This is a genomic window from Ketobacter sp. (assembly GCF_003671495.1).
Lineage (GTDB): Bacteria > Pseudomonadota > Gammaproteobacteria > Pseudomonadales > Ketobacteraceae > Ketobacter.
In genome coordinates this window covers 78793-95163 of record NZ_RCHN01000004.1, presented here as the reverse complement: position 1 = coordinate 95163, position 16371 = coordinate 78793, and the positions used below count along the sequence as shown (strand labels likewise).

The 16371-nt window shown below is 54.1% G+C and carries 15 protein-coding genes; 4 read left to right on the top strand and 11 right to left on the bottom strand.

Annotated features, from left to right (window positions below):
• Positions 1 to 281 precede the first annotated feature (281 nt).
• Complete coding sequence (locus D9N14_RS01340) at positions 282 to 941, bottom strand: hypothetical protein (RefSeq protein WP_290576032.1); 660 nt, start codon at positions 939 to 941, stop codon at positions 282 to 284.
• A gap of 420 nt (positions 942 to 1361) precedes the next feature.
• Here D9N14_RS01340 and D9N14_RS01335 point away from each other — a divergent pair, with 420 nt between their 5' ends.
• The 4 genes from D9N14_RS01335 to D9N14_RS01320 all read left to right on the top strand — a co-directional run bounded on the left by D9N14_RS01335 (position 1362) and on the right by D9N14_RS01320 (position 6051).
• Positions 1362 to 1850 carry an Hcp family type VI secretion system effector gene (locus D9N14_RS01335; RefSeq protein ID WP_290576030.1) on the top strand — a complete coding sequence of 163 codons (489 nt, stop codon included), beginning with the start codon at positions 1362 to 1364 and terminating at the stop codon, positions 1848 to 1850.
• A gap of 81 nt (positions 1851 to 1931) precedes the next feature.
• Positions 1932 to 3971 carry a type VI secretion system Vgr family protein gene (locus tag D9N14_RS01330; RefSeq protein ID WP_290576028.1) on the top strand — a complete coding sequence of 680 codons (2040 nt, stop codon included), beginning with the start codon at positions 1932 to 1934 and terminating at the stop codon, positions 3969 to 3971.
• Between the two features lie 28 nt (positions 3972 to 3999).
• On the top strand, positions 4000 to 4302 hold the full coding sequence (locus D9N14_RS01325; RefSeq protein ID WP_290576026.1) for a PAAR domain-containing protein: 303 nt from the start codon (positions 4000 to 4002) through the stop codon (positions 4300 to 4302).
• Between the two features lie 90 nt (positions 4303 to 4392).
• Positions 4393 to 6051 (top strand): sigma 54-interacting transcriptional regulator, encoded by a 1659-nt coding sequence (locus tag D9N14_RS01320; protein WP_290576024.1) that lies wholly within the window; start codon positions 4393 to 4395, stop codon positions 6049 to 6051.
• Between the two features lie 36 nt (positions 6052 to 6087).
• Here D9N14_RS01320 and D9N14_RS01315 read toward each other — a convergent pair whose 3' ends face one another.
• The 10 genes from D9N14_RS01315 to D9N14_RS01270 form a co-directional block, all read right to left on the bottom strand.
• On the bottom strand, positions 6088 to 9942 hold the full coding sequence (locus D9N14_RS01315; protein WP_290576022.1) for a hypothetical protein: 3855 nt from the start codon (positions 9940 to 9942) through the stop codon (positions 6088 to 6090).
• Positions 9943 to 10164: 222 nt separating this feature from the next.
• Positions 10165 to 10476 carry a putative quinol monooxygenase gene (locus D9N14_RS01310; protein WP_290576020.1) on the bottom strand — a complete coding sequence of 104 codons (312 nt, stop codon included), beginning with the start codon at positions 10474 to 10476 and terminating at the stop codon, positions 10165 to 10167.
• A gap of 26 nt (positions 10477 to 10502) precedes the next feature.
• Positions 10503 to 11126 carry a DUF4166 domain-containing protein gene (locus D9N14_RS01305; RefSeq protein ID WP_290576018.1) on the bottom strand — a complete coding sequence of 208 codons (624 nt, stop codon included), beginning with the start codon at positions 11124 to 11126 and terminating at the stop codon, positions 10503 to 10505.
• The gene (locus tag D9N14_RS01300; RefSeq protein WP_290576016.1) at positions 11095 to 11661 is read right to left on the bottom strand and encodes a GNAT family N-acetyltransferase; all 567 of its coding nucleotides are present in this window, start codon (positions 11659 to 11661) and stop codon (positions 11095 to 11097) included. The genes D9N14_RS01305 and D9N14_RS01300 overlap by 32 nt, the downstream gene beginning before the upstream one ends.
• Positions 11662 to 11796: 135 nt before the next feature.
• Complete coding sequence (locus tag D9N14_RS01295; protein WP_290576014.1) at positions 11797 to 12240, bottom strand: DUF2846 domain-containing protein; 444 nt, start codon at positions 12238 to 12240, stop codon at positions 11797 to 11799.
• Between the two features lie 183 nt (positions 12241 to 12423).
• Positions 12424 to 13062: a hypothetical protein gene (locus D9N14_RS01290; RefSeq protein ID WP_290576012.1), complete on the bottom strand. Its 639-nt coding sequence runs from the start codon at positions 13060 to 13062 to the stop codon at positions 12424 to 12426.
• A gap of 63 nt (positions 13063 to 13125) precedes the next feature.
• A complete protein-coding gene (locus D9N14_RS01285) occupies positions 13126 to 13533 on the bottom strand; it encodes a bleomycin resistance family protein (RefSeq protein ID WP_290576010.1) in 408 nt (135 codons plus the stop codon).
• A gap of 39 nt (positions 13534 to 13572) precedes the next feature.
• The gene (locus tag D9N14_RS01280; RefSeq protein WP_290576008.1) at positions 13573 to 15120 is read right to left on the bottom strand and encodes a hypothetical protein; all 1548 of its coding nucleotides are present in this window, start codon (positions 15118 to 15120) and stop codon (positions 13573 to 13575) included.
• A gap of 34 nt (positions 15121 to 15154) precedes the next feature.
• Positions 15155 to 15655, bottom strand: a complete 501-nt coding sequence (locus D9N14_RS01275) for a hypothetical protein (RefSeq protein WP_290576006.1) — start codon at positions 15653 to 15655, stop codon at positions 15155 to 15157.
• Positions 15656 to 15748: 93 nt separating this feature from the next.
• On the bottom strand, positions 15749 to 16360 hold the full coding sequence (locus D9N14_RS01270) for a hypothetical protein (protein ID WP_290576004.1): 612 nt from the start codon (positions 16358 to 16360) through the stop codon (positions 15749 to 15751).
• Positions 16361 to 16371: the final 11 nt, after the last annotated feature.

Here is a 16371-nt window from a genome sequence, read left to right as displayed (position 1 = left end):
CTGCAGGGCGCCGACAAGACCAACAAGAATGGTCAGAACATGAAAGTGGGTTACAACCTCACCACCGGCGAACCGCAGTAAGCAACACCGTTCCCCACCTCGCTCAACCGCACTCTGGCCTCGCGCCAGGGTGCGGTTTTTTGCGTTGCAAGCAACCCCCAAGTTTAATGGGACTGCGTTTGCATTAGGGTTCCCTTCTCCTGACCTGAAACCTTGGCATACAAAAATCCCCGCCGTAGCGGGGATCTTTCTTTACTGTCCGGTTGAGCGTTGCCGCAGCATCACAGCCCTTTAATGATCGACGCCACGTTGGACAGCGTTACCGATGTCATGTTGGTGTTGTAAGTACCGGCCACTTTGGGCGGTGGCGCCAGTACCGAGATCAACACCGCAACGCGATCACCGGTTACGTTATCCTTGACCTGCTTGATGGCGTTTTTGAATTTCTTCCATTTGCTGCCGTCGGGGTTGGGCACTTTGTCCAGATCAATTTCCTTGGTATTGAAGTGATCGTACACCAATTTGCCCGCATTCACTCCGGCTTTCACCGCGGTGCCCGCGCCCACAAAAGCGCTGTCCTGGGCGGTGCCCTTGGCTGCACTGGCCAGGGTTTTGCCGATGGTGATACCGGTCTGGATATTTTGCAGCTCCTGGCTGGGTGCGTTTTTGTTGTAGGACCACTTGGACACCACGATGGACTGGTTGCCATTCACAAACAGCTTCACCTGCCCGTTGTCGTGGAGAAAACGCTTCACGCTGATTTCCCGCCCGATGATTTTATAGGCGCCGAACTCGCTGCCGTAGGTGCCGGGATGAATTTTGCCGTTGAGATCGATGGGGGTAATGTCGATTTCCATGTCGTCTTCCGGCAAAAGAAATGTGGAGGGGTAACCCACCCGGGTCAACATGGGGGGGGAGGGCTTGAGATATCCGTGTTGCATATTGAAGAACCTCTTATTTATGTGTCGCAGATTCGCTCTGCCGTTGCTTCGCTAAGGGCTTGAAGGAGTGCATCCAGACTCAGCAGAGCAACCGTTATGCCAAGGGCAGGAAACCACCCGATTTCGTGACATATGACCCACTGGGCGTGTAATCAATATAGTCCGAAATGTCAGCTACACTGGAGTGACATGGTAACCATCCAGGTGACTTGTCACTTTTTATGTCAGGGCCCAAGCCACTCCCCAAGGCCTGCCCTGTCCACTTGGCCAGGCCCAACAGAACACAATAATATTCTTATATAACAAACACTTAAAAAGTTGGCACAGAGCTTGATTAACTCCAGTTACGAACACCCAAAAACACCACACACCAACGCAGTAGAACAACGCATTCCATAAAAAAGGAAAGGAGACTGGAAAATGGCTATTTACATGAACTACAACAAACTTGCGATCAAAGGCAACGTAACGGCAAAAGGTTATGAAGACTGGATTGAACTGGATTCTGTGAGCCTGGGCTGCGGCCGCGGCATCACCATGGAAGTGGGCAACATGGCCAACCGCGAAGCCACCCGCCCCTCCATCAGCGAAGTGAGCGCCACCAAAATGATGGACAACGCCTCCGGCGGTCTGTTGAAAGAATCCCTGACCGGCGTGGAAGGGGTCGAAGTACAGATCCACATCGTTCAGACCGGTGCCAAGCAAGTGGAAAAATACGCCGCTTACACCCTGTCTGACGTGCTGATCAGCTCTTACAGCGTCAACGCCAGCGGCGGCAGCGCTCCCAGCGAAGCCCTGAGCCTCAGCTTCTCCAAAATCGTGGCCGATCTGCAGGGCGCCGACAAGACCAACAAGAATGGTCAGAACATGAAAGTGGGTTACAACCTCACCACCGGCGAACCTCAGTAAGCGGTAGCGGGCGGGGCCACCCCCCCGCCCACGTGTTTTACCCACTAACCTTTCACCAACCAATGAAACGGGGCTGCGGCCATGTCAATCAGTCAGGACAATCGACTACTATCCATTGCGGCGAGTTTTGTCAGCAAAGACGCCATCGCGGTAGAATTGCAGGGCACCGAGACCATCTCCCAGCCGTTCAATCTGTCGGTCACCATCCTGTCAAAGAACCATAACCTGGGCAGCAGTGATGTGATCGGCCAGAAATGTTCGATTACCCTGAATCATAAAGACACCAAAACACCGCGCTATTTTCACGGCCGGGTCAATGGTTTCTCGCTGGGTGAACTGGATGGTGATTACCGGCGTTACAACCTGCGCCTGGTACCCGGTTTCTGGTTTGCCACGCAATCACAACAACACCGGATCTTTGAAGAGAAAACGGCGAAAGACATCATTCTGGATGTACTGGGTGAATACGGCGCTTTCTGCACAGTGGACGACAAAACCTCGGCGTCCTACCTGGTACGCGAATACTGCGTACAGTACGGTGAAAGCGACTTTGACTTCGTCAGCCGCCTGATGGAAGAGGAAGGCATCTTCTATTACTTCACCCACGAAGAAAACGAACACACCATGGTGTTGTGCGACAGCACCTCGGGTTATGTGGACTGTGCGGATAAAGACGTGAAGCTGAACGTCGGCTCCGACATGGATCTGAAAGCCAGCATCCTGAGCTGGCATCGGGAAATGAATTTCCACACGGACACCTTCGAGATGTCCGATTACAACCACAACACACCCAAGAATTTCTACAAACAGACGCTGTCCACCAAACACAAGTTTGCCCAGAGCCCGGGCAATAAAACCGTGCAGGATTTCAGCGGCTTTATTTACAAATCCGGCAGCGAAGCCGATCACGATTTCGATGTGGCCAGCAACAAACGCATGAACGGCGTGCGCCTGGAAAGCCTGGAGGCGGCCCACGATATTGCCAAGGGTTCAGGCTATGCCGGCAGTTTCAGCCCCGGCGGCCGCTTCAAGCTCGATCACCACATCAAGTCTGAATGCAACACCTATGTGCTGACCCAGGTTCAGCACGCCGCCCAGAATCGTAATGATCGCACTGCGGATTATCGCAACAGCTTCAGCTGCATTCCATCCACGGTGGTGTTCCGGGCGCCGGTCACCCGTACCAAACAACTGATGCGTGGCCCTCTGACCGCCAAAGTAGTGGAGCTGAACGCCTCCGCATCAGAAGCCACTGCCGACCCCCACCGCATGATCAAGGTGGAGTTCCCCTGGTCCGATGGCGCCAAAAGCTGCTGGCTGCGGGTCGCGCAATCCTATGCCGGGGCCGCCTGGGGCGCCAGTTTCGTACCGCGCCTGAATCAGGAAGTCCTGGTGGAGTTCATCAACGGTGATCCGGACCGGCCGGTGGTGGTGGGCGCACTCTACAATAAAGACAACCAGGGCCCGGGCTACACCAGCACCCAGAGCGGCTTCAAAACCGCGGCGAAGAAATTCAATGAACTGCGCTTTGATGACAAGGAAAACGCCGAAGAGATTTACGTCGAAGCCGGCAAGAACTACAACTACATCGTGCACTTTGATGAAACCGGTACGGTGGAGAACAACCAGACGCTCACCGTCACCAAAGATCGCACCATCACCATCAGTGAAGGTGATGAAAGCAAGACCCTGACCGAAGGCAGCCAGACCCTGGACGTGGCCAAGGACCAGACCATCACCATCGGCGAGAACCAGTCCGAATCCGTAGGTGCCGACCAGTCTGTCAGCGTCGGGGGCGACCGCGGCCTGAGCGTGGGTGGCAATGATAAAACCGAGGTGTCCGGCAATCAGGATTTCAAGGTCACCGGCGATCAGACCCACAAGGTCACCGGCAAGCAAACCATGAACGTCACCGGCGCCATCACCAACAAATCCGCCCAGAAGATCACCCTGCAGGCCAATATGTCCATTGAGCTGAAAGTGGGGGGCAACAGCATCAAAATCGACCCCAGCGGCGTTACCATCACCGGCACCATGGTGAAGATCAACGGCAGCGCCATGACGGAAGTAAAAGGCGGCGGCATGCTCAAAATGCAGGGCGGCCTGGTGATGATCAACTAACCCTCAGATTACGGACAGGAGCCCCCCCATGGGACAACCCGCAGCCCGCGTCGGCGACAACCACCTCTGCCCCATGCAGACCCCGGCCCCGGTGCCCATTCCCCACGTGGGTGGGCCCATTACCATGCCCTCCGCCCCCACTGTCCTGATCGGCAGCATGCCGGCGGCCGGCATGGGCAGCATGTGCGTATGCGTGGGGCCACCGGACAGCATCATCAAGGGCAGCGCCACGGTGATGATCGGCGGCAAACCCGCCGCCCGCATGGGGGATACCACTGCCCACGGCGGCACCATCATCATGGGCTGTCCCACGGTGCTGATTGGCGGTTAATCAGGGCCTTACGTAGCAATTTTCAGCCCTCACCGTTACAATCCCGAAGCTGACACCCACCGATAACAAATAGCATCCAGTGAGTAGGGAATGAGCAACGATACAACCATGTGGGGCGCCGAGCGGCCGGTCAGCTTTAGCAGCCAGAACAGCTTGTACGCCCTCACAATCGCCTACCACAGCGACTGGAATCGGATCGGCGCCACCGCCTATCTGGAGGGGCTGGATCAAGGCAAGACCTGCTCCCTGTCACGACTGGAACCGGAATTTTCCACCCCCTTCGCCAAAACCCGCTATAGCCTGGATGATCGTTACGTCAGCCGCAAACCCATCACCATCCAGCAACTGAACGGTCGCCTGCTTATCACCCCCCACCCGGAAGGCACCGCCATCCGCATCGACGGCTTTCATGTTCGTGCCCCCCACTATGTGTTCGAGGAACAACTGAAGACTGGCGTGGTGGTGGAGCTGGGGGCTCGGGTCATCGTGGTGCTGCACAGCCTGACGCCGGACCGGCGCAGTCCCAACATGCATCGCATGCTGGGGGTCAGTGAAGGCATCGAGAACATCCGCCGTTCCGTGGATCGGGTAGCCGACCTCAATGTACCGGTGCTGATCCGCGGCGAAACCGGCACCGGTAAGGAATTGGTGGCCAGCGCCCTGCACAACGCCAGTCCCCGCTGCACGCGCCCCATGCTGGCCGTCAACGTGGGGGCCATCCCGGAATCCCTGGCCATCTCCGAATTGTTCGGGGCCAAGAAAGGCGCCTTCACCGGCGCCAACAAAGACAAGCCCGGCTACTTTTCCCAGGCCAACAACAGCACCCTGTTCCTGGATGAAATCGGTGACGCGCCCGATGAGGTGCAGGTGGCCCTGCTGCGCACCCTGGAAACCAGCGAGGTAAGGCCGGTGGGCGGCACCGAAACCCTGAAAGTGGATGTGCGGTTGGTGGCCGCCACCGATGCCGACCTGGAGAGCAAACTGGAATCCCAGGATTTCCGCAATCCCTTGCTGCAACGGTTGGCGGGTTTTGAAATCTGGATTCCCCGCCTGGCCCAGCGCAAGCCCGACATCGGCCTGTTGCTGTCGGAGTTCCTGCGTTACGAATTTGATGCCATCGCCGAGCAGCGTCATTACCAGGAGCTGGACCCGGATTCCGAAATGCTCTGGTATCAGTTCTTCCGGCATGCCCTGGAGTTTGATTGGCCCGGTAATATCCGCCAGATGCGCAACGTCGCGCGGCAGGTGGCCATCCACAATCGTCTGGCCGGTTTCACCAGCATCCCGCCGCGGGTGGAAGCCATGCTGTTGGAACAGAACCAACGCCAGCAGGAACAGGAACAGACACCGCCGGACAACAACGGCATCGAACAGGAACCCACACCGGTGCCCGGTAGCATCATTCATCATTACGCCAGACCCCGCCAGGGGGAAGCGGTCAGCAACGCCGCGCCACCACCACCCAATCGACGCAAGCCCAGCACCATCGAAGAGTCAGAATTGATGGAGGCCCTGCAACGCCAGCGCTGGGATCTGAAAAACACCGCAGAAGACCTGAATATCTCCCGCGCGGCGTTGTACAAAATGATTGAAGCCAATCCCAACGTGCGCAAAGCCGGGGATCTGAGCGTGGATGAGCTGACGCAAAGCTACGAGCGTTGTGCCGGCAATCTGGAACAGATGGTGGATGAACTGCACGTTTCCAAAGCAGCGTTGAAACGGCGGATCAAGGAACTGGCCATCGGCTGATGGCCAGTTGGGTCTATGTGCTAACCAGAATACTGCTTACCACAACACCTGGTAACGTACCCCTTCGGTGCCCAGCACTGGCCACGCGTGAAAACGGAAATAAATGAAGTGCAGACCCGGCTCCAGGGTGAGCTCGCATGTGGCCCCATAACAACCCACCTCATGGTCACCCGGATAACCGTCATACACTTCTACCGTGGTGTTTTCCGGCAGGTTAAACGTCAACGTAGTCTGCGCTGGCAAATACACTGAATGCACAGCAAAGTTCAGGGTATCAAACGGCAGCGTTTGATAGGTTTTGCCATTCTCCAAGGACGTACCTTTTGGTCCACCCCAGGCCAATGACAGACTGCCCACCTCACGATCTGGGTAGTCATGGACGTTCTCCTGGAACACGTAGTACAAACCTGGCTCATTGATATCAAAACGGCAAGGCTCCCAGAACAGATCACAGGTCTGGTAATCAAACTCACTGAACAGGTTACTCCAAGCCATTTCCACCGTATGGGTTACCATGCCGGAATAGATTTCCGGGAAATTGGCAGCGGCGCCTTCTTCCACCCTGAAACTCTCCAACACCACGTGATCGCGGCCGATGGCAATGGCACCGCCATTCACCATCGTGGGCTCATTGCCCCACAGCGCTTTGACGCTGTGATTGTTGTACCACATCTCTTCCTGATTGCTGCCGGGATAATCCGGGTTCGCCTCCATCAATGCATAATACCCACCGCCTGGTGCATCGTAGGTGCTCATCAGTGCTGGAGAGCTCCACGCACTTGGACCAACTCCCCCCCCAAATTCATGAACGACTTTGACGCTGGTATTGGCGGAGGTGCCCACTGCCAATGGTATGGAGTGTTGCGCCAGGTAAAACGATTCAATCCAGAACTGGCCTGGCTCTAGCGCATCAATGGTTGCAATCTGCCCATGGTTCATGGAACCGCCGGTGGCGGAGTTCAGGTATTGCATGGTCATCGAATACTGAGCCGCCGGCTCAAACCCGTCATCCGGCAGGTAGCTGTAAACAAAGTAGGTTCCCGCTTCTCCGTACGCTAAATGACAATGCGCCTCCCCGCTGCAGGAGGCAATCACATCAGGGCCAAATTCCGAATGCCGTATTTCCGTCATCCATGCCAGGGGTGAAGGCACCAACAGAACAGAGTCTGCACTTTCTGGCAGGAAAAAGCTCTGTACATCAACGCGACCGTCTGCCACAAATTCAAACGACGCTGGCCTGCCCCGCTGCATAACGGCATGCTGTTCCCCACCGAGCGCGATTGAAAAACCGGACGCACTCTGCCAGGGATCATCGGTTCGCATCACCTGCACAAAGTACAACCCTGGTGGCAAGTGTGAATAGATCTGCTGTTCGGGCAGGGGCAATCCCTGCTCATCGTACACTCTGATCAGCATATCCGGACTGTTTGCCAAAGCGAGCGAATTGAATTCATCCGACAGATAAAATGAGGACAAATGCATTGCACCGGGCGCCAGATTCAAATCATAAAAGGAACCACTACTTTCAAGCGTGGTTTGCTGCTGGCTGCCCAGCAACAGTGACACATTGACCGTAATCGGCTGGTCCGCCACTGCGCTGTAGGCCATGGTCATTTCCACAAAATACAATTCGTCTCGAGCGCCGCTAAAACCACAACCCTGCTCAGCACTGCAGATCTCACGCCCATCCCCCGAACGGATACTGACGTTGACCACCCCATCGGCAGAGAAGGCCGCAAATACACCGCCCTCGATGCCTTCAGGCACATAGAACGACTGCAAAGCCACACTAGTCTCATTGGGCAACACCAGCGTTTTCTGATCACCGCTGACCATGGAGCCAACCCCTTCTGCACCCAGCGCCAGACTGGTATTCAGCTCGGAGTAGGTGCCATCCAACTGCGTCACTCGGGCGAACAACACATTGCTGCTACCGACCAGCAACGAACATCGAACCTGCTGACGACAAACCCATTCCCCATGGGCGGAGTAGACATCCACCTGCCCAGAAGGCGATGCAGCGAACTGCATCAACTCCGTGGTGAAAGGAACCACCATGGATTCCACCGCAAATGCCCCGGTCGCCAGTGCATGACGATTCACCCCGCCGTTTGCGATGGTGGTGTAAGCCGTTCCGCCGAAGGTGAGGGATACGGTGTTGACGACGTTGTCCTGGGGCGCCGAGCCGCCGCGCCCGATCAGCACCACGTAGTCCTTGGCCCCGGTGTTGGTTGCAATACAGGGCTCAAAGTCGTAGCAGAACGCCACACCGGCGCCAACTTCCGCATCCAGGATCTCTATCAGCAACGGGTTTTCATCGCGGGTGTCCGGTGCGGCCAACATAAAGGCGGCCACATCCTCCTGTGTACTAAAGGTTTCCAACTGCAGATCCGCATCCCCTTGGATCGCCGCCTGAACCTGATCCTGATTCACCAGGGTGCCCCCCTGCTCGCTCCAGGTGGAAAAGGCAACACTGACCGGACTGCCCACTGGCAGCAAACCGCCGTCTTCGTTATGGATATAGGCAATGAAGGATGACGGGGATTGCAGATCCAATAGACAAGGGCGATAGGGCTCACAGTGGAACTCGACGCCATCGCTCCCGTAGAGTTTAACGCGGGTACCAAGGGTTGCCGCAAATACCCCGCGGCGATCCTGCGCCTGGGCAGAGAAGGTTTCAATCAGGAAACCGCTGTCGGGTACAGCCTGGTTTTGTTTACGCTGACGGCGCTCCAACGAATCATAGAGTGGACCGCCGTAGTTCAGCGCAACGTGAAACTGTTGCGGACCGCTGGGCCCTGTCACCTGGCTCTTCACGAAATACGGATCAGCCTGCGGTTGGGGGAGAATACACGGCTGCTCTAACCAGCAGGAAGCCACCCGCTCCCCTCGCGCAGAGAACACTTCCTGCACCACATGTTCCGCCAGCGGCGCCACGGCCACAAACTCGGCATCCTGCGGCGCGACAAACGTATCCAGAAACACGTCGCCCACTTCCGCGTCCGACCACGGGCGCTGGGCACCCTGAGCCAGTGATGTCATGCCCTCACCGCCCCAGGCCGCCGTAATGGAAAAGGCACTCTCATCGCTCGACAACACCATGGCGACGGAATACAGGCCCTCTGTCAGGCCGGACACCGTGCACGGTTGTGCCAGTGGGCAGTCCATTACCACCACTCCCTGCTGATTGATGATTTCCAGAAACACACCCAGGGAACTGCTAAGCACCATAATGCTGTCCGCCTGGGCCGGCAGATACAGGGTTTCGACAAGTCGCTCGCCGGTCACACCGGTAAGCCCGCGCTTTGGAATCCCGTTTTCCAACGTGGCTGTTAAGGGGCGACCCCAACTGGCCACCAGGCTGGCGCCGCTGTAGGCCGCGCTATTCTGAATACGGAGAAAATACAGGCCCGTTGCCAGCCCTGCCACCTGACAACGTTGTCCACATGGCTGGATCAGCTGCCCCTGGCTGTCCAGCAGTTGCAGCTCTGAATCCTGCAGGCCGCTGCTTTGCAACGACAGCACCTGCTCCGGTGCCTCCATAAAGAACGAGGCCAGACGTATGGAGTCTGCTGGCGCATTCAGCTCCGCCAATGGAACCGCATTGGTGAGCACGGCAGCGTCAGGGCCACCCCAGGACGCCGCGATGGACACATTTTCATAGTCCGCAACAGAGGTCAGCTTGAGCTCCAGATCGCCAGTAGGGGGATTCAGCAGACTGCAGGGCGCAAGTGATACCGCAAGGGATGGGCACAACAACAGGCTGGTTCCGTCGGCGTTCAGTAATTCCGCCTGCAGATCCGGGCTGCCGGTCAGCGCGATCAGCAAGGCATTGGTGTTGTCTGGAATACTGATGCGGTAGGTTTTCACCGAATCAAGCGCACCACTCACGCCGGTAACCGGGACCCCATTCTTGAGCGCCGGTGTGCCACCACCACAACCCCAAAGTATTAATGTGAAGATTGAGAGCAAACAAATCCGAACAGCATGTTTCTTAACAGAAATCATCCGTGTCTTCCCCAAATTTAATTTATCTTTTTATTGTGAACCGCCAATCTTAACACGACTTTGCGACATTCCGATAACAAGTGGTGGTGTTATAGTCACCTCCCGTCAGACCGGTATGGCTGTGGAACGGATATCATAGGAGTGAAAAACCCTCTCCAATAAACCGTGGGCCCGCGCCGCTTGGCGCCAGGGTTCAATATGAGACGCCACCAAATGCTGTTCCAGGCTTTCACGACTGGGCCACAGCTCCGAAAACCGGATCAGGCCCTTATCGAATGGATCTTCTGCCACCTCATAAAGAATGCAGCCATCCCGTTCCTGGGTGGCGCGAACAAAGGCTTCCAGATGTGGCAGCAACGAGGCAATCTGCTGGGGAGGAAACCGCAGGATGCCGAACACCGCAACTTTTGCTTCCATAAATTTCACCTGATCAGGTTTATTGGTTACTCATGGCGATCACGCCCGGCGTCTGCGGGCAATTCTTCCAGATCCAGCAGACCTTCATAGACCACTAACGGGCCCAGCTCTGGGCCGAACACTGCGCCTAACCACGGATACGAAAAGCTGACGTGAAAACGGTAGCGGCCGTCTTCCACCGTTTTATAGGCTTCCATTTTTGGAATCAACCACAGCGGAATCGGGCAGCCGTAAAGCGTCACCTCCAGGCAGCGCCAATGCCAAGCGCCGTTCAGGATATCCACCGTCAACCGCATCGTCAGTGGCCCCGTGGTTTCCAGCCAGTAGCCCTGGTGCAGTGTGCCCACCGGTTTAAAACGGGATTCCACGGTTTCCTGCTGATTGAACTGTCGATACCAGTGCAGGCAGTGCTCATCGTGGAATATGGAAACTCGAAGGTGGTGGTCACCGGCGCTGGGCAAACCCATTTTACGGGCCAGCCGCCGGCCGATCACGCCTGCCACCCCACGCCCGAACGCCAAGCTGACCTGACCGGTCAACTGCCCCCCCTGTATATGAAGGGCCTGCAACCTGGGGTGAAGCTCACTGAAGCGATCACCAAACCAGGCTTGCACCAAATCAGATTGTGCTTTGGTCAACGAGCGGGTCACTCACAGCCTCAGCCTGGTTGGCGCGTTCCATTTTATAGAACACGTAGTCATAGGCCTGACCACCGAATAGCTTGGTGCCGATATGGGATTGCACCGCACCGATTTTTGCCATGGCTTTTCGGGAGCGCACATTGTTTACATCCACATGGAACCAGACCGTGGACACGCGGGTGAAGGCATGGTCCAACAACAGTTGCTTGACTTCTTTGTTGACGGCCCCTCCCCAACAGTCCCGCACAAGAAACGAATATCCAATACAAACCTCGGACTGTTCGGGGTTGAATTCATAGTATCTGGAGCTGCCGATGACCCTGCCAGTATCATTCTGAACCACGATCAGGGCGCCTTTTGAATTGATGGAGTCCTCGAAGAGTTTGCTGAAGACCTCCCGCTGGTAGCGGTCGGTGCGTGGATGGCCAATCCAGATCAAGGGGTCGGAGGCGGCGGCATACAGTTCCTCGAAATGTGATGCCTGCAATGGGAATAACGAGACCGTTTTGCCGATCAGTCTTGGTTGTAAAAAGTGATCTTCCATGTCTGAGATGTCCATTAGATAGCGGAGTGCGACTTACTTTATAACATGTTTGCGTCCCTGTTTGGGAATCTTGCCAGCCGCGGTATCAGGGGGGTGTTACACCCCCCTTCTGAACACAACGCTGTACACTATCGCTTAGAAGTTGCTTTGAATCATCGTGCATTCACGCACGCCAGACTGGCCTTTGGCTTCATCGACGATCTGCAAATCAGAGCCACCGGAGAACGCGCCCATTTTCACTTCCTGCCACACGTAATAGATTTCGTTGTTCTTGGTGGAGATCTTCAGTACGGATTCGTCGTCCTGGGAAGTGATAGTATGCTCCCCGGCCGGCAGATCAAACTTGAAGAATGAATTTGGTCCGGTGGTACCCGCTAACTTGCCATTGACCGTCACCGGCATGGACAACGCAGCCCCAAGTGTTTCATTGCGGTATACATAAACCTGAGAGTAGCTGGGATTCGGCTTAAATTGCTTTGCCTCAGCATCCATACTGGCCGGTGCTTTGTTGATGGAAGCACAACCAGAGAAAAACAAAGCCCCAACCAAAACGGTGGAAGATACAACCTGTTTCAACATTTTATTTCCTTACTTTTTTGTTGATAAAAACGATTTACATGAATCGATGTAAAGTCAGGTGGCGATGCTCAGCATCGTCCACAAGGAAGTGTAGCACAGGTTCTATCAATGCAAGCTCTTCATTTTTCTGCAAAATAGTGGGCTCCACTAACGGGGACTCCAAACGCAGAGCGTACTGTTTACTTACTTCAGCATTTCATGAACGATGGCATCAAACCACTTCTGATCATAAGCCGAAGTCTTCTCATACTGCTGATAGACCGGGATACCAAGCAGCTGGCTTTGAATGTACAACCAGGCCAGTCCTTGGGCATCAGCAGGGCAACCAATGACTAGCTTAAGAGATTGATTGCCGTACTTATACCGACCGAACGAGGCACCTAACTCAGATCGAACCGTGATGCCGATATTCGCCGCCTTACCATCAGAGAAGTAACGTTTGACCTCTGGCGCACAATCTTGAACGGCAAGATCGTAGTGCCAATACGTATTCAACCAATAGGCATGGATGCCAGCCTTGTCGAGATACTCCGTTTCCCAATCAATCAGGTGGCGACTTTCCTTGCCATCCATGCATCCATCTTTGGGTTCTGGAACACAGAGCGCCACCTGCTTATCACCTATATCGATTTGCGCTATTTCACCAATGAAATGTCGCCGCCAGCTGTCACTGCATAGGTTTGAATTCCATGCCGTTGTGCCGGCTAAGAACACAACGCGCTTCGCATCACAATCTTTTAGCTCGCCAAAGGCATATATTACCTCGATGCCGTTCTTCAGTACGTCCCTATTCTTCGAATCCGCTGGGTGTCTGGGTTTCATTTACGTTACTTCTTCTAGTCTCAGCTGCCTCTGGAACATGCCGGCCACACTCACTGACCACATTCACTGGCCAATGCTCTGGCTCATTCTGAACACATGTCCATCCGGATGCCGCACGTGCATCTCCCGCACGTTCCACGGTAAATCTTCAGGTTTGAATGTTACTTCAATTCCGTTCTTCAAGCAGTGCTGATACAGACCATCAACATCGTCGATCCAGATCGACATCCAGACCCCTTTGTCGCCGGTCTCTGCCTCCTCGTCACCAAAGGTTATGACGTTGTCACCCTTGCCGCGGCCCCCTTGACCATCCAGGCACAAGAATATCTGACACTCACCGGACCCCACGCAGCCGAAAGAAATCGGTTCTCCCCACTCCCAGCTTTTCGTCCAGCCCAAGCATTCGAACCAGTCAAAACTCTGTTGCATATTGGAAACATTCAAGATGGGTGTTATCGCCATGGCATGCATTGTTATCTCCCAACATAGATGGATTCCCTACCCGCCCTGCTAAGGGCACTTTCGCCCTGGCGCAAACAAGCTGGAACGAACGTATTCCGAGAATTTCTTGGCGTGCAATTCCAAGGGCTGGTTCTCATAAGCACCACCCAGTGAACTGCTATACAGAACGCCGTTGTACATAAAGATATGCGCCTGATCGCAAGCGTGGGAGCTGACAGGGAGTTTACCCTTGACCAGCTCATCCTCCCAAAGCTCCCGTTGATGAGCGTGCATCATTTCTTCAAGATAAATGCGTATAAAATCTCTGAAGTTCACGGGCAACACGGCCAGTTTGGTCTGATAACTCCAATTGGTGAGCACAATGGTGTCCCTCCAAGGGTACAGTCGATGATTCTTCGGCAGAGAGGGCGGAACATAATAGGCTTCAGTCAGGTTCTGGTTCAATATTCTGGATAATAGGCTGAGATCTTCAAAGTAAATCTGATTTTCCCTCAATGTAATGGGAATAACGGACTGAAACTCGGCAAGAATTTGCATAATAATATCCTGCCGTGTACTGCCAAACATTGTGGTCCATAAGAAAGGCGTATCGAACAGATTATTCCAGCCGTTGGCGCAGGCCCTTTGATAAATACGATCACTGATTTCGTCGTACTTGCTCAGCTCTGAGGTCCAGTATCGACTATCGATATTGTTATTCGGGCCTGACGTGTACACAGCCTCTGCGTAGACCAATCGATACTTTGTAATCAAGTCCGCATCGGGAATTTGGTTGGGGACGACCGTGGATCTCAGCAGGCCCGCCAATAGTTCCTCACGCTGCTGAGTACTTAAGCTGGACAGCTTCTGCTGTTGACTGAGCTGGGCGATCTTATTGATCGCATTCTCCACATCCTTCAACAGCGTTTTGCATTGCGCCTCCTGCTGGGCATTGGCTTTACCGTTGCTGAGAAGAACACAATCGTTGGGAAATTGTCGTACCGGGCAGGACTTAGCGGTGGGAGCAGGCGGAGGTGGCGTGTTGACAGGCAGATTCACTTTAACATTGATATACGCCACATTCGGCATGGGCAGGTTTTTGCCAAGGGTCATGCCCCAGGTAATGGGGTTGCTTAAACACTGCCCCCACTGACCTGCCGGCTTGTTGGGAATTTCTGGTCTTTTTCTCACGGTGCGACCAACCCGGTTTAGCCCCGCATCAATGGCACGGCAGTGTGGCGTATTCATGGCCCGAAGAATCAGGGTAAAACTGTCCCCTGTGGTGTTATTAATCGGATCGCCACCAACCACCTGAATATTCAGGCTGGCCGCATCCTCATTGCAATCCTGCATCTTGCTGTACAACCCGGCGGCATAGACATGCTGGGTGATATCCTGACCCGTTCTTACCTTATCGCGCACCGTACTATCGGTATTCACCAGGCGTTCAATCTGGCCTAACAGCGCATCGACGCGACGGGTATAGTCACCCGTCTCAAGCTTGAATGAATTACAGTTGGATAGCAGCGTAGGATGATTGGCAAAAGCCTTGGGCGCAGCCAGCGATACGCATGCGCCGATGATGCAAAATAAACCTACGAACTTGCGTCTATTCAAGGGTCTGTGCCTTTCGGTTGGTTTGGGTTGTCAACTACTGAGTGAAATTCCATTCGAAGATCACATTATGCTGGATATCCCCTGTGGAATCGAACACTGCATAATCGAGATACACGCGATACAGAACCCCATCAACCAAGGCCACTTCGATAGCAGATTCCCCCAGGATTGGATTTAGGGTGTTATAACGTCGATATGGGTAGTCGTTGTCGGTTGTTAATTCCTCAACGCCTGTCAGAGCACCACCGTACTCTGGCGCAAGATCGGTTAACACCTCGTCCAAATCGCTGCAAGTGGTATCCGAATATATCTCAATAGTCGATGATGCTTTTGACTCTGAAATAGTGATCGTCTCTATAAATGACGTTAGATCCGCCAGAATCGATCCATGTGAGTAGATCGCCGATGTGCAACCGGACACCCACACACCCACATATGGGTCAAGATCTTCTCCTGGTGGATCGTTATTTTCACTACCACTACCGCCCCCACATGACACCAAGAAGAAAGCAACAAAACACAAATACTTATTCATAATCACTCATATCTAAGAAATACGAATGGGCCTGAAAACCCGGTTGGGATCTTGGGCCCGGTTGGGAAAATCGTTTGCCGACACTCCGATCGGCTAAAGATCATAGCCCTGGCGTAGAAAGATCTCTTTATACTCTGGATCGATATCCAGTTTCTGTGTTGATGGGATGCTATCCCGACAATCAAAAGGCGTGACAGAAAGTGATGCTTTTTTCACAACCAATGGATCTGATGGATCATGATCCCAATAGACATTTTTGGGTGGCGTATAGGAATAACCCTTATCTTCAAGATGAAGATCAACTGGTTTCTCGTAACCGGACAAAATGTCCCCTTCGGTGCTGCCAAACTTAGCGACTAGCTGATACTTATGCCCTCGTTCTAATTCAAGCTCGATATCATCCGCCCCAAAATACCCTTGTGAAGTCTGACTTTTGAAAAAGTAGCTAACGTTCAGCTTTCTTTTACCCGGTAGAACATAGACTTTGTACGCCGCAGCTCGATCACCATCGACACTAAGCACTAAAACATTGCCTAATGCCTGACCTTCAGATGATGTAGTTTGGCAACTACCATAGATTACTGCCAGCTCGGATTCTTCCAGAAACTTATCTGACTTATATACATGTGGCTGAAAGTACCCTTGAGGCACTATTTGCCCACAACCACTCACAAACAAAATCATCGCTAAAGTATACTTCTTCATTGCTTAATGCT

Coding starts and splice junctions, on each gene's coding strand:
- D9N14_RS01310 (WP_290576020.1), bottom strand. CDS start 10,476: ATGGAAGCAAAAGTTGCGGTGTTCGGCATCCTGCGGTTTCCTCCCCAG.
- D9N14_RS01275 (WP_290576006.1), bottom strand. CDS start 15,655: ATGAATAAGTATTTGTGTTTTGTTGCTTTCTTCTTGGTGTCATGTGGG.
- D9N14_RS01270 (WP_290576004.1), bottom strand. CDS start 16,360: ATGAAGAAGTATACTTTAGCGATGATTTTGTTTGTGAGTGGTTGTGGG.
- D9N14_RS01330 (WP_290576028.1), top strand. CDS start 1,932: ATGTCAATCAGTCAGGACAATCGACTACTATCCATTGCGGCGAGTTTT.
- D9N14_RS01340 (WP_290576032.1), bottom strand. CDS start 941: ATGCAACACGGATATCTCAAGCCCTCCCCCCCCATGTTGACCCGGGTG.
- D9N14_RS01295 (WP_290576014.1), bottom strand. CDS start 12,240: ATGTTGAAACAGGTTGTATCTTCCACCGTTTTGGTTGGGGCTTTGTTT.
- D9N14_RS01300 (WP_290576016.1), bottom strand. CDS start 11,661: ATGGAAGATCACTTTTTACAACCAAGACTGATCGGCAAAACGGTCTCG.
- D9N14_RS01325 (WP_290576026.1), top strand. CDS start 4,000: ATGGGACAACCCGCAGCCCGCGTCGGCGACAACCACCTCTGCCCCATG.
- D9N14_RS01335 (WP_290576030.1), top strand. CDS start 1,362: ATGGCTATTTACATGAACTACAACAAACTTGCGATCAAAGGCAACGTA.
- D9N14_RS01290 (WP_290576012.1), bottom strand. CDS start 13,062: ATGAAACCCAGACACCCAGCGGATTCGAAGAATAGGGACGTACTGAAG.
- D9N14_RS01320 (WP_290576024.1), top strand. CDS start 4,393: ATGAGCAACGATACAACCATGTGGGGCGCCGAGCGGCCGGTCAGCTTT.
- D9N14_RS01285 (WP_290576010.1), bottom strand. CDS start 13,533: ATGCATGCCATGGCGATAACACCCATCTTGAATGTTTCCAATATGCAA.